Origin of the sequence: uncultured Pseudacidovorax sp., from assembly GCF_913773995.1 — a bacterium.
Classification (GTDB): Bacteria; Pseudomonadota; Gammaproteobacteria; order Burkholderiales; family Burkholderiaceae_C; genus Xenophilus.
On record NZ_CAJYES010000052.1, the window covers coordinates 1 to 13,087 of the forward strand.

The 13,087-nt window shown below is 70.4% G+C and carries 9 protein-coding genes; 5 read left to right on the forward strand and 4 right to left on the reverse strand.

Translation table 11 applies throughout. The features are described from left to right. Positions 1 to 2,335, forward strand: a 2,335-nt coding sequence (locus QZ772_RS04800) for an EAL domain-containing protein (RefSeq protein ID WP_295523566.1), incomplete at its 5' end; no start/stop codon positions are given. 40 nt (positions 2,336 to 2,375) lie between these two features. Here QZ772_RS04800 and QZ772_RS04805 read toward each other — a convergent pair. Genes QZ772_RS04805 through QZ772_RS04815 form a run of 3 tightly spaced genes read right to left on the reverse strand, consistent with a single transcriptional unit; the run spans position 2,376 to position 4,536 of the window. Next, entirely contained in the window at positions 2,376 to 3,578 is a 1,203-nt protein-coding gene (locus tag QZ772_RS04805; RefSeq protein ID WP_295523568.1) for a beta-ketoacyl-[acyl-carrier-protein] synthase family protein, read from the reverse strand. Next, on the reverse strand, positions 3,575 to 3,826 hold the full coding sequence (locus QZ772_RS04810) for an acyl carrier protein (RefSeq protein ID WP_295523569.1): 252 nt from the start codon (positions 3,824 to 3,826) through the stop codon (positions 3,575 to 3,577). Before QZ772_RS04810 ends, QZ772_RS04805 begins: the two co-directional genes overlap by 4 nt. Before the next feature lie 26 nt (positions 3,827 to 3,852). Continuing rightward, positions 3,853 to 4,536 carry a phosphatase PAP2 family protein gene (locus QZ772_RS04815; protein ID WP_295523571.1) on the reverse strand — a complete coding sequence of 228 codons (684 nt, stop codon included), beginning with the start codon at positions 4,534 to 4,536 and terminating at the stop codon, positions 3,853 to 3,855. A 92-nt stretch (positions 4,537 to 4,628) separates the two neighbouring features. Between QZ772_RS04815 and QZ772_RS04820 the strand changes: the two genes are divergently transcribed. The 3 genes from QZ772_RS04820 to QZ772_RS04830 all read left to right on the forward strand — a co-directional run bounded on the left by QZ772_RS04820 (position 4,629) and on the right by QZ772_RS04830 (position 7,107). Continuing rightward, complete coding sequence (locus QZ772_RS04820; protein WP_295523573.1) at positions 4,629 to 5,063, forward strand: DUF1841 family protein; 435 nt, start codon at positions 4,629 to 4,631, stop codon at positions 5,061 to 5,063. A 43-nt stretch (positions 5,064 to 5,106) separates the two neighbouring features. Next, complete coding sequence (locus QZ772_RS04825) at positions 5,107 to 6,093, forward strand: tripartite tricarboxylate transporter substrate binding protein (protein ID WP_295523575.1); 987 nt, start codon at positions 5,107 to 5,109, stop codon at positions 6,091 to 6,093. A gap of 147 nt (positions 6,094 to 6,240) precedes the next feature. Beyond that, positions 6,241 to 7,107 (forward strand): SGNH/GDSL hydrolase family protein, encoded by an 867-nt coding sequence (locus QZ772_RS04830; protein ID WP_295523577.1) that lies wholly within the window; start codon positions 6,241 to 6,243, stop codon positions 7,105 to 7,107. Between the two features lie 72 nt (positions 7,108 to 7,179). Here the strand turns inward: QZ772_RS04830 and opgC are convergent, their stop codons facing one another. Continuing rightward, positions 7,180 to 8,373 (reverse strand): OpgC domain-containing protein, encoded by a 1,194-nt coding sequence (opgC, locus tag QZ772_RS04835; RefSeq protein ID WP_295523579.1) that lies wholly within the window; start codon positions 8,371 to 8,373, stop codon positions 7,180 to 7,182. A 164-nt stretch (positions 8,374 to 8,537) separates the two neighbouring features. Between opgC and QZ772_RS04840 the strand changes: the two genes are divergently transcribed. Next, a partial coding sequence (locus QZ772_RS04840) for an MG2 domain-containing protein (protein ID WP_295523581.1) occupies positions 8,538 to 13,087 on the forward strand: 4,550 nt, incomplete at its 3' end.

Genomic DNA, 13,087 nt, shown 5'->3' on the forward strand with positions numbered 1-13,087 from the left:
CCTGGACACCACGGCCCGCATCCAGGACGTGCAGCGCCGCTGTGAGGAAAGCTGGCGGCGCCTGGACGCCGAGGCCCACGCCTGGCGCGTCGTCCTGTTCGGGCTGGCCATGCTGATGGCCGCCTACCTGAGCTGGGCCTTCCTGCAGTTGCACCGCATGCAGCGCCAGCTGGCCGGCGCCCATGGCGAGCTGCAGCGGCGCTACCAGGCGCAGCTGGCGGCCGAGCAGCGCCTCAAGCTGCATGCCACCGCCTTCGAGAACGCCTACGACGGCATCACCCTGACCGATGCGCGGGGCAACATCGTCGACGTCAACCCGGCCTTCTGCCGCATCACCGGCTACAGCCGCGCCGAAGTCATCGGCCGCAATCCCAGCATGATGCAGTCGGGCCGCCACGACCGCGCCTTCTACACGGCCATGTGGAAGCGCATTCTGGAGACCGGCAACTGGAACGGCGAGATCTGGAACCGCAACAAGTACGGCGAGGTGTACCCCGAGCTGCTGTCCATCTCGGCCATCCGCGACAGCCGCGGCGCGGTGAGCAACTTCGTGGCCGTGTTCGCCGACATCCGGCACCTGAAGGCGCAGGAGAAGCAGCTCGCGCGCATGGCCTATTACGACGCGCTCACCGGCCTGCCCAACCGGGTGCTGCTGGCCGACCGGCTGCAGCATGCCGTGGCCCGAGCCCGCAGCCGGGCCACGGTGCTGGCCGTCTGCTACATGGACCTGGACAACTTCAAGCCCGTCAACGACGGCCACGGACATGCCGCCGGCGACATGGCGCTGGTGCAGGTGGCGCGGCACCTGCAGGCCGCCGTCCAGCCCGACGACACGGTGGCGCGCACCGGCGGCGACGAGTTCGTCCTGCTGTTCGAACGCAGCGACACCGAAGGCTGCCACCGCATGCTGCAGCAGGTGGTGGATGCCATCACGCTGCCGCTGCAGGTGGGCAGCGGCAGCCACACGCTCACCGGGAGCATCGGCGTCACCTTCTTCCCGCAGGACGACATCGAGCCCGAGGCCCTGCTGCGCCACGCCGACCAGGCCATGTACCGCGCCAAGCAGGCCGGGGGCGGCCGCTTCCATGTCTTCGACGCCGAGGACGACCGTCATGCCCGCGACGTGGGCCACCATGCGCAGCGCCTGCGCCAGGCCATGCGGCGCGGCGAGCTGGTGCTGTACTACCAGCCCAAGGTGGACATGCGCCGCGGCACGGTGCTCGGCGCCGAGGCGCTGATCCGTTGGCAGCATCCCGAGCGCGGCCTGTTGCCGCCGGGCGCCTTCCTGCCCCTGCTCGAAGACGATGCCCTGACCATCGACCTGGGCGAGTGGGTGATCGAGCAGGCGCTGGTCCAGGCTGGACGCTGGGCCGAGGGCGGACTCCGGCTGCCCGTGTCTGTCAACGTGGCGAGTGCGCAGCTGCAGGGGGCGGACTTCATGCGCAAGCTCGGACTGGCCCTGGAGCGCCATCCGGCCGCGGCAGACCTGCTGGAACTGGAGATCCTGGAGACCACCAGCCTGGACGACGTGGTCAAGGCGGCGCGCATCATCGAGCAGTGCCACGCGCTGGGCGTGCATGTGTCCATCGACGACTTCGGCACGGGCTATTCCTCGCTCACCTACCTCAAGCGCCTGCCGGCGCGCACCATCAAGCTGGACCAGAGCTTCGTGCGCGAACTGCTGGAGGACAGCGACAACCTGGTGATCGCCCATGGCGTGATCCGGCTGGTCCATGCACTGGACCGCAGGGTCATCGCCGAGGGTGTGGAAAGCGAAGCCCATGGCCGCCTGCTGCTGCAGATGGGCTGCGACTGCGCCCAGGGCTATGGCGTCGCGCGCCCCATGCCCGCGGCGGACCTGCCCGACTGGGTGCAGATCTGGCAGCCGCCCCAGGCGTGGCGTGACTGCGCCAGCGTGCGCTGGACGGACGAGGTGTATCCGCTGCTGCTGGCCGAAGTCCAGGCCCGCGGCCATATGCAGCAACTTCGCCATGCCCTGCAGCACGGCCGGCGCCTGTCGGCCGGTCCCACGCTGCCGTCGCTGCCGGAGCTCCCGGAGCTGCCCGACCCCACGGCGGCACCGACGCTGTCGACGGCCGACCGCATGGCGCTGACGGAGCGGCTGCGCCAGGAACATGCCACGGTGCGCCAGCGCAGCGACGCCGTCGGCCAAGCCCTGGCCCAGGGGCTGATCGACGAGGCCCGCGCCCGCAGCGACGCCCTGCATGCCGCGCACGACGAACTGCTCGCCGCCCTTTCCGCGATGCAGTTCGCCCTGGCCGCCCCGGTGGTGGTCCGCGCATCGCCGAAGTCACAAGCGGCCGTATTGGCCTGAGGCGCAGTGAAAAGACCCGGCATCGCCGGGCCACGGGCGCTCAGGCCCGCTCGAACAGCAGCACCGCGTTGGAGCCGCCGAACGCGAAGGAGCTGCTGACGGCCGCCCGCAGCGTGGGCGCATCCATGCCGGCCGGCGGCACCAGGTTCAGGCCGAAGGCCGGATCGGGCTGCTCTGCATGGGCGTTGGGCGGCAACCGGCCATTCTTCACCGCCAGCACGGTGATGGCCGCCTCCAGCGCGCCGGCCGCGCCCAGAAGGTGGCCGTGCAGCGCCTTGGTGGAGCTGACGCGCAGCGTGCCGATGGCGTCGCCCCACACCGTGGCCAGCGCTTCGGCCTCGACGCCGTCGCCGATGCGGGTGGCGGTGCCATGGGCATTGCAATAGCCGACGTCGGAAGGCTGCAGGCCGGCGGTGTGCAGGGCCGCGCGCATGGCGCGGGCCTGGCCGGCGGCGTCGGGCTTGGTGAGGTGGGTGGCGTCGCAGCTGTGGCCCCAGCCGGTGAGCAGGGCGTGCGCCGCGGCGCCACGCGCGCGGGCACGCTCGGCCGACTCGAGCACCAGAAAGGCCGCACCCTCGCCGAGCGCGAAGCCGGAGCGGTCGGCGGCGAAGGGCCGCACGGCGCGCGACTCCTCGCCCGGGACCACTGGCGCCAGCGTCTGCATGGCCTGCCAGGCCAGCACCACGCCGGGCACGATCAGCGCTTCGCTGCCGCCGGCGATCGCTACATCGACTTCGCCGCGCTGCACCGCTTTGGCGGCCTCGGCGATGGCCACCGCCGACGAGGCACAGGCCACCGAATAGGTGAACACCGGCCCGCGTGCATTCAGCCGCATCGCCACCTGCGAGGCCGGCGCGTTGGGCATGAAGGCCGGGATGGTCAGCGGTGGCACCCGGCCGTTGCCGCGGTAAGCCGCCTCGAGCGCGGTGGCACCGCCCATGCCGCAGCCGCCGTAGACCCCCAGGCGCTCTGGCGCCACATCGCCCAGCGCGCCGGCGTCGCGCACCGCCAGTTCGGCGGCGGCCACGGCCAACTGGCTGACCCGGTCCACACCGGGCAACTGCAGCTTGGTGAACCAGCGGGATTCGTCGAACTGCAGCGTCGCCGCGGCGGCGGGCCTGGGCAGGTCAGGGAAGACGGGGCGGATGGCGGATTCGCCACGCATCAGCGCCGCGAACATGGCCTGCGCGTCCTCGCCATGCGGCGAGACCACGCCCAGCCCGGTGACGGCGACCTGTGTCACGAGGCCTGCTTCGCGGCCGCCTCGGCGCGCGCCTTGTCGACCACCGCGGCCAGGCCGGCGAGGGTCTCGATGCTCGGATCCGGATCGGGCATGGAGATCTTGAAGCGGTCCTCGATCTCGAACAGGAATTCGACCAGGGCCAGGGAATCGAGCCCCTTTTCGCGCATGGACTCATGGGGGTCCAGGGTGGCAGGGTCGATGCCGTATTTCTCCTGGATCAGATCCTGCAATTCCTTCAGCGAGCTCATTGATGTTGTGTCCGTACTGTCAAATTTCATGATAGCCGCTCGGTTTTCGAGTCTTCGTCAGATTCGCGCCAGCGCCAGCGCAGCGATGCCAGGGCGAACACCAGGCCCAGCGCCGTACCGGCCACCACATCCCACGCCACATGCTGCCGGGTGGCGAGCGTGGACCAGGCGATGGCCAGCACCCAGGCCAGATTCGCCAGCCGCACCCACGCCGGCGCCCCCACGCGCCGGAACAGGTGCTCGATCCAGACCGCCGTGAAGACGGAAATCGCCACATGCATCGACGGGCAGGCATTGCCGGCGGCGTCGATGCCGGCCAGCAGCGCGAAGCCGGGCGCATCGGCGCGGTCCAGCGGCAGCGGAGGGATCTGCGTGGGCCATAGGTAGAAGATCATCAGCCCGCAGGCGCACAGCGCCGCCGCCCAAAAGCCATAGACCAGAAGCGGCATGAAGCCCCGCAGCAGCCCCGGCGCGATGCCCACGTACAGCCACAGGGAGAGGTAGGGAATCAGCGCGATGGGCGAGAACGGAACCCATGCGTCGACCCAGGTCACGGGCATCACCAGCGGCGGCTGCGCCGGATGGCGCAGCAGGTGGAAATAACCGATGAAGAACACCCACACCCAGGCGGTGGTGCCGACGATCTTGAGCAGGGCGCGTTCGCGCATGCGGGAGCCCAGCTCGCGGGCCCAGGGGGGCTGGTTAAACATCAACAAAGGGGAAGGCGGAAGCCCCGATCTTGCCCGAAGCCCAAGACAGTCCCGCGGCGAAGGCGGCGCGGCCGGGTTCTAAACTCGGCCGGATGTTCAATCCCACCCAGGAAGACGTGCGGCGCTTCTTCTGCGCCGTCTACGCCAAGCACCGCGCCGGCCAGCCCATGGAAGCGCTCGAGATCATCGCCGCCGAGTGGATTGCGCAGCACCCCGAATACCACGCCGATCTGGCCGACGCCGACGCCGCCGTCGCCCGCGTCTACGACGGCAAGGACGGCCGCGAAAACCCCTTCCTGCACCTGTCGATGCATCTGTCGATCAGCGAGCAGTGCTCCATCGACCAGCCGCGCGGCATCCGCCAGGCGGTGGAACTGCTGGCCGCGCGCCGCGGCTCGCTGCTGGAGGCGCACCACGAGGCCATGGAGTGCCTCGGCCGCATGATGTGGGAAAGCCAGCGCGCCGGGCGGCCGCCCGACGGCCATGCCTACGTCGACTGCGTGCAGCGCCGCGCCACCCGCGACTGACGCCCCGATCCGATACGCCACATCCCTTTTCAACCCACGAGACATGCACAACAAGCGCCAATTCCTCGCCACCTCCGCCGCGCTCGCAGCCGGCAGCCTGCTGCCCGGCCTGGCCGGTGCGCAGCCCGCCTTTCCCTCGCGCCCGATCCGCATCGTGGTGCCCAATGCCGCCGGCGGCGGCGCCGACCTGACGGCACGCGCGGTCGGCCAGGCCATCGCCGGACCGCTCGGTCAGGCGGTGGTGATCGACAACAAGCCCAGCGCCGGCGGCATCGTGGCGGGCGAGACCGTCTCGCGCGCCGAGCCGGACGGCCACACCCTGCTGCTGATCTCCAGCGGCTCGGCGGTGAGCGCGGCGCTGTTCAAGACCATGCCCTTCGACACGCTGAAGGACTTCGCGCCCATCTCGCTGCTGGCCACCTTCGATCTGGTGATCGCGGTGGCCGAGAACGGCCGATTCAAGACCCTACAGGAGATGGTGAGTTGGGCCAAGGCCAACCCCGGCAAGCTCAACATCGGCACGCCGCAGATCGGCACCACGCAGAACCTGGCGGCCGAGATGTTCAAGCTCACGGCCGGCATCGACGCGCAGGTGGTGCCCTTCAACGGCACGCCGCCGGTGGTGACGGCCGTGCGCGGCGGCGAGATCGACGCCATGGTCGACATCCTGGGCCCGCTGGTGACGCAGATCTCGGGCAAGACGCTGCGGGCGCTCGCCGTGCTGGGCAAGGACCGTGCGCCCCAACTGCCCGACGTGCCCGCCGCCCGCGAGACCGGCCCGGCCTTCGCGCAGATGAATCTGAGCTCCTGGAACGGCCTGGCCGCGCCCGCGAAGACGCCGCCCGCCGTGGTGGACCGCCTGAGCAAGGAAGTCCAGGCCGCGCTGGCCAAGCCCGAACTGGTGCAGCGCCTGCGCGACCTGAACCTCACCGCGCGCAGCAGCACGCCGCAGCAGGCACGCGACTTCCTGGCGGCCGATATCCAGCGGTGGAACGACGTGATTGCCAAGGCGAAGATCCAGAAGCTCTGACGCGTCCGTGAGCCGCCGTCGCCCGCGTGGCAAGTGCGGGAATGGGCGGCCGCGCTGGCGCGTCGGCGACAGGCTGGCCTAACATCCGCCGCTTTTCTGACAGCCGTCAACCGATTGCGCTGCCGTTCGGTTGAGTTCTTCGTGCCGATGACACTCCTGCCCCGCCTTTCGTCCCGCCTCGGTGCGCGCGTGCGCCCGGTGGCCCTGGGTCTCGCCACCTTGCTGGCGACCGCTTCGGCCCTGGCGCAGAGCCCGGTGGCCGTCGCCACCAGCGGGCCTTCGCCCGCCTATCTGGCGGCACACGCACGCTGGAAGGCGTCGCTTGACGCCTTCGAGAAGGCGGACAAGGCAGCACTGCCGGCCGAAGGCGGCGTGCTCTTCGTCGGCAGTTCCACGGTGCGGATGTGGACCAACCTGGCCCAGGATTTCCGCAACTGGCCGGTGGTCATCAACCGCGGCTTCGGCGGCTCCACCATGGCCGACTGCAGCCTCTTCGTGCGCGACCTGGTATTGCGCTACAAGCCCAGCCATGTGCTGGTCTACGCGGGCGACAACGACCTGGCCGAAGGCCGCACGCCCTTCCAGGTGCTGGAGGACTTCGCTCTCTTCGTCAACACCGTGCAGAACGAGCTGCCGGACACGCGCATCAGCTACATCTCGATCAAGCCGAGTCCCTCGCGGGCCCACCTGCTGCCGAAGATCCGCGAGACCAACGACATCATCGCGGCCTATCTGCGCACCCAGGCCAAGTCGGACTTCATCGATATCTTCAACCCCATGCTGGGGGCCGACGGCCAGCCGCGGCCCGAGCTCTTCCTGCCGGACCGGCTGCACATGACCGAGGCGGGCTACCGCGTCTGGCACTCGGTGATCGCGGGTCAGGTGCAGCCCGCGGCCGGATCGCAGACCGCGATGCCCGCACCGGCCGCGCCCGCAGCAGCCGCGGTCAGCGGTGTTGCCACGGGCGCCACCGTGCAGGCAGGCTCCCTGGCAACGGCCAGCCGACCGCGCTGAGGCGGGCGCCCGGCCGGCCGGCGCTCAATGCCCTGACTTTGGCGCGGCTGCAGGCTTCGGGGGGATCCGGACTCAGGTGAGGCCCGCCGTCCCGGTGGGCGGTGCGGCGTTCATTGGCGCTGATCCCTCGGACGGTTGCACCGTCTCTTCCGGCGGTGCGGCGTCCGCGTTCTGCGTGTAGCGCGCCACGGCCCACATCCACGCCAGCACCACCGCCAGCATCAGCGTGTCGGCCCACCAGGGGCGTGAGGTCTGGCTGTCGCCGAAGATGGCCAGCACCGTCAGCACCGCCACCAGATGGGCGCAGAACGCCGGCAGGGAGGCTCGGCCCATCGTCTCCAGCCAGCGCACGCGCGGCAGCCACCTAGCCCAGGTCGGGCCGAAGCGGATGGCCACGATGCCCAGCGCGATCAGGTTGAGCAGCCGCAGCGGCCCGAGTTGCCACTTGTCCACCCACAGGTTGCGCGCGATGTCCGCGCCGAAGGGCGCCTGGCCGTGCTCGCCGAAGTGCCGCCAGTACAGCCCCACCAGCGCCACCGCCACCGCCGGCAGCACGACCGCCCAGTGCAGGCGCAGCGGCCGGGCACGGGGCGCGCTGCGCGTGAAGCCCAGCCACAGGCCGCCGAACCACAGGAACTGCCAGGCATACGCGTTGAAGGCGCCCATCTCGTTGAAGGGCACCGGCAGGCCCGTCAGCGCGAAGATCCAGCCGTAGAGCCATTCGCTGAGCCCGTACTGCGCACCGACCCACAGCGCAGCGCTGACCGCCATGACCGCCGGCCAGCCCCAGCGCTGATGCCGCAGCGCGAAGGCCAGCACCCAGGGGCTCAGCAGCATGAAGAAGATGTACATGGGCAGGATGTCCAGCAGCGCCGGCTCGTAGATGAGCAACAGGCCGAAGACGAAGCCTTCGCCGGGCTGCGCCAGGTACCAGGAAACGAGATTGGTCACCGCAGGCTGCATGCGCCGGATGCCCAGCGCGGTGATCACGGTGAACAGAAACAGCAGCAGCGCCGCATGCGCCAGGTAGATCTTGAGCACCCGCCGCCAGAAGGCGCTGCGCATGGACTCCACCCCGTCGCGTCGCGCATAGCGGCTGTAGACCAGCCCCGCCATGAAGGCGGAAAGCAGCACGAAGCCCTCGGCGGCCGACACCCAGCCGAAGGGCTGCCCGAGCGGGTCGGTGAAGTGGGTGGGCAGGTGGGTGACGGTCATCAGCACGAGCATCAGCCCGCGCAAGGCGTCGATTTCCCAATGGCGTTTCATGAGGCGGGGGAGCGGCAGTCGGGCCTGAAGTGAAACGGCTTAAGCCACCCACGCGCACGGCCTGCGGAAGAGGGCGCGATTGTAGGAGGCGGCCGGTTCTGCGGCGGGTGCGCCACGTACATCCGCTAACCTGCCGGGTGCTTTCCGAGTCAGAGGGAAAAGAAATGAGACTTGCACGACGCCTTCCGTCCGTCGCCGCCCTGTTCGCGGCCGGCTTGACGGCCCTGGGCGCCCAGGCCTTGCAGATCGCCAACCTGTCGCCGCAGGGCGAGGTGGCCCGCGTGCGGCAGGTGGTGGCCAGCTTCGACCAGCCGGCAGTGCGCTTCGGCGATGCCCAGGCGCCCGCGCCACTCTCCGTCAACTGCGACAACGCCCAGGCCGGCCGCGGGAGCGGCCGCTGGACCAGCGACCGCCGCTGGGTCTGGACCTTCGAGGACGACCTGCCCGCCGGCGTGCGCTGCACCGCCACCCGCGTCGCCAGCTTCAAGTCGCCCGCCGGCGACGCGCTCGCCGGCCTGCAGAGCTACGCCTTCAGCACCGGCGGCCCGGCGGTGCGCAACCACTGGCCCAGCTACGGCAAGATCGACGAGGAACAGCTCTTTTTGCTGCAGCTGACCGGCCCGGCGACGCCGCAGAGCCTGCAGGCCAACCTCTGGTGCGCCGCCGACGACATCGGCGAACGCATTCCGGTCAAGCTGGTCGAGGGCGACCAGCGCGCCGCGCTGATCAAGGCCCGCGGCGTCGAAAGCCTGGCCAAGAAGGAGCCGCTGCGCTTCGTCGCCCTGCAGTGCAACCGCACGCTCACGCCCGGCAGCCGGGTGCAATTGGTGTACGGCAAGGGTGTGGCCACGCCTTCGGGTGTCGCCAACTCGGTGGAAAAGCGCCTGTCCTTCGAGGTGCGCGAGCCCTTCGCCGTCAGCTTCAGCTGTGAGCGTGAGAACGCGCAGGCCGCCTGCCTTCCGCTGCGCCCGATGACGCTGAGCTTCAACGCGCCGGTCACCCGCAAGCTGGCCAGCCAGATCGAGGCCAAGGGCGGCGGCAAGACGATCAAGCCGGTGCTGGAGGACAACGGCGGCGGCGACGATGCCGTGGTCGATTCCGTCACCCTTCCGGCGCCCTTCCCCGAGCGCACCGAGTTCACCATCTCGCTGCCCCGCGGCTTCCAGGACGCCTCCGGCCGCACGCTGGGCCAGGCCGATGCATTTCCGATGAAGACCGCCACCGGCGCCATGCCGCCGCTGGCCAAGTTCGCGGCCTCGCCCTTCGGCGTGGTCGAGCGCCTGGCCGAGCCCAACGGCATGGCGCTGATGCCCGTGACCGTGCGCCGTGTGGAGCCCGCGCTGCGCGTGGAGGCGCTGACGCCCGGCAAGGTGAGCGACCTCAATCCCAAGACCGACGCCGAGATCATCGGCTGGTACCGCAAGGTGCAGCGCTATGACCAGACGACGGTGCCGCGCGACCAGGCCCGCAAGGACAGCCGTGCCCCGCTGCCGCCGGTGGTGGACCGCGACAACGCCAAGCGCGTGGAGACGCGCGCCGTCTCGCTGCTGGCCAACCAGGCCGGTGCCCGCCAGCTGGACATGCCCAAGTCCGATGCCGCTGACGAACGCCCCTTCGAAGTGGTCGGCATTCCGCTTACGCCGGGCTTCCATGTGCTGGAGATCGCCTCCCGCAAGCTGGGCGAGGCGCTGCTGAACGAAGAGTACGGCGCCAACCGCACGATGTACGTGCGCACGACGGCGCTCGCCACCAATCTGGCGGTGCATTTCAAGCTGGGCCGCGAGAACAGCCTGGCCTGGGTCACGACGCTGGACAAGGGCAAGCCTGTGGCCAACGCGCAGGTGCGCGTGTCGGACTGCCTCGGCAGGGAAATCGCCACGGCCCGCACCGACGCCAACGGCCTGGCGCGGCTGGCGGATGTGCCCTCGGAGCCGACGAGCTGTTCGGGCGAGGACGACTACTACAGCGAGGCCGCCTGGTTCGTCAGCGCCCGCGCCAAGGACGACAAGGGCGTGGAAGACCTGGCCTTCGTCTGGAGCAACTGGCAGCGCGGCATCGAGCCCTGGCGCTTCAACGTGCCCACCAGCCTGGACGCGCAGCCCGACGTGGTGGCGCATACCGTGCTCGACCGGCCGCTGCTGCGCGCCGGCGAGACGGTGTCGATGAAGCACCTGATCCGCACGCAGACGGCGCAGGGCTTCGGCCTGCCGACCGACCGGCCAGGCCGACTGGTCATCACGCATCTGGGCAGTGGGCAGGAGTTCACCCAGCCGATCAACTGGCGCTCGACCGGCACCGGTGGCCTGAGTGCGGAGAACAGCTTCCAGGTGCCGCCGGCGGCCAAGCTGGGCGTCTACCAGATCGAGCTGCGCGGCGGCTCCGCGCCGCAGCGCGGCGAGGCCGAGGAAGACGGCGAGCGCAGCGGCCGCAGCTATTCGACCGGCCAGTTCCGCGTCGAGGAATTCCGCCTGCCGGTGCTCGAAGGCCGCGTGGCCCCCGCCGACAACAAGCCGCTGGTGGCGGTCACCAGCCTGCCAGTGGCGGTGCAGGTGAACTACGTCTCGGGCGGGCCGGCCACAAACCTGCCGGTGCGCGTGTCGGCCATGGTGCGCGGCATGGTGCCCAACTACCCGGACTTCGACGGCTTCAGCTTCTCGCCGCCGCGCAAGGCCGAGGAACGCTCGTCCAGCAGTGATGAAGAGCAGCCCGAGTCCACGCAGGACACCCGCGTCGTGGCCGACAAGCTGCCGCTGACGCTGGACCGCAGCGGCGCCGGCCGCGTCACCATCGACAAGCTGCCCGCCACGGCCGACACCGGCCCGCGCGAGCTGCTGCTCGAAGCCAGCTATGCCGACCCCAACGGCGAGGTGCAGACGCTGCGCAGCACGCGCACGCTGTGGCCCGCGGCCGTGGTGGCGGGCATCAAGACCGAAGGCTGGGTCTCGACCGACCGCCAGCTGCGCTTCCAGGCCCTGGCGCTGGACCTGGCCGGCAAGCCGCAGCCCAATGCCAAGATCAAGGTCGAGGCCGTGGCCCGCATCACCACCACGAGCCGCAAGCGCATGGTGGGCGGCTTCTACACCTACGACAACAAGACGGAGGTGAAGCCGCTGGGCACTGTGTGCAATGGCCAGACCGACAGCCGCGGCCTGCTGCTGTGCGAGGCGCAGATCAAGGAGGCCGGCGAGGTCGAGCTGGTCGCCACCGCGACCGACGGCGAAGGCCGCGCAAGCCGCGCCGCCGGCTCGGTCTGGGTGACGAAACAGGGCGAGCTGTGGTTCGGCGGCGAGGACAACGACCGCATCGACGTGCTGCCCGAGAAGAAGAACTACCAGCCCGGCGAGGTCGCCAAGTTCCAGGTGCGCAGCCCCTTCCGCTTCGCCACCGCGCTGGTGTCGGTGGAGCGCGAGGGCGTGCTCGACACGCAGGTGGTGCAGCTCAACGGGCAGGACCCGACCGTCAACCTCACCATCAAGCCCGAATGGGGCCCCAACGTGTACGTCAGCGTGCTCGCCCTGCGCGGCCGGCTGCGCGAGGTGCCGTGGTATTCCTTCTTCAGCTGGGGCTGGAAGGCGCCGCGCGAATGGTGGACGGCCTTCTGGGTCGAGGGCCGCGAGTATGTGGCGCCGACGGCGATGGTGGATCTGTCCAAGCCGGCCTATCGGCTGGGCGTGGCCGAGATCCGCGTCGGCACCGAGGCGCACCGCCTGGATGTGAAGGTGGCCACCGACCAGCCCAAGTACACCGTGCGCGGCAAGGCGCAGGTCACCATCACCGCCCGCCTGCCGGGCGGCAAGCCAGCGGCAGGCGCCGAGGTGGCACTGGCGGCCGTCGACCAGGCGCTGCTGGAGCTGATGCCCAACGACAGCTGGAAGCTGCTCGATGCCATGCTGCAGCGGCGCAGTTGGGGCGTGTCGACCTCGACGGCGCAGATGGAGATCGTCGGCCGCCGGCACTATGGCAAGAAGGCCGTGCCCGCGGGCGGCGGCGGCGGCAAGGCGGCTACGCGGGAGCTGCTGGACACGCTGCTGCTGTGGAACCCGCGCGTGGTGCTCGACGCCAACGGCCAGGCCACGGTGACGGTGCCGCTCAACGACGCGCTCACCACCTTCCGCATCGTGGCTGTGGCCGACTCCGGCACCAACCTGTTCGGCACCGGCGAGGCCACCATCCAGAGCACGCAGGACCTGCAGATCATCAGCGGCCTGCCGCCGCTGGTACGCGAGGAGGACCAGTACCGCGCCCAATTCACGCTGCGCAACACCACGGCCAAGCCGATGAAGGTGGAGGTGGCGCCGCGCGCCACGCTGCTGACGCTGGAGCCCCGGACGGTGGACATCCCGGCCGGCGAATCGCGCGAGCTGGCCTGGGACGTGACCGCCCCCGCCCAGCTCGGCCAGACGCGGGCCGAGGCCATCCTGTGGGAGATCGAGGCCAAGGACGTGTCGGGCAACGCCCGCGACGCGCTCAAGGCCAGCCAGCGCATCCTGCCCGCCGTGCCGGTGACGGTGCAGCAGGCCACGCTGGCGCAGGTCGATGGCCTGTTCACGCTCGACGTGCAGGCGCCCGCCGGCGCCCTGCCCGGCCGCGGCGGCATCCAGCTGGCTCTGCAGCCGCGCCTGGCCGAGGGCCTGCCCGGCGTGCGCGACTGGTTCGCCCGCTACCCCTTCACCTGCCTGGAGCAGAAGACCAGCAAGTCCATCGGCCTGCGCGA

What these genes read in the sequence shown, in the direction of transcription:
- QZ772_RS04810 (WP_295523569.1), bottom strand. Translation starts at nt 3,826, where the DNA reads ATGAGCTCGCTGAAGGAATTGCAGGATCTGATCCAGGAGAAATACGGC.
- QZ772_RS04815 (WP_295523571.1), bottom strand. Translation starts at nt 4,536, where the DNA reads ATGTTTAACCAGCCCCCCTGGGCCCGCGAGCTGGGCTCCCGCATGCGC.
- QZ772_RS04820 (WP_295523573.1), top strand. Translation starts at nt 4,629, where the DNA reads ATGTTCAATCCCACCCAGGAAGACGTGCGGCGCTTCTTCTGCGCCGTC.
- QZ772_RS04825 (WP_295523575.1), top strand. Translation starts at nt 5,107, where the DNA reads ATGCACAACAAGCGCCAATTCCTCGCCACCTCCGCCGCGCTCGCAGCC.
- QZ772_RS04830 (WP_295523577.1), top strand. Translation starts at nt 6,241, where the DNA reads ATGACACTCCTGCCCCGCCTTTCGTCCCGCCTCGGTGCGCGCGTGCGC.
- opgC (WP_295523579.1), bottom strand. Translation starts at nt 8,373, where the DNA reads ATGAAACGCCATTGGGAAATCGACGCCTTGCGCGGGCTGATGCTCGTG.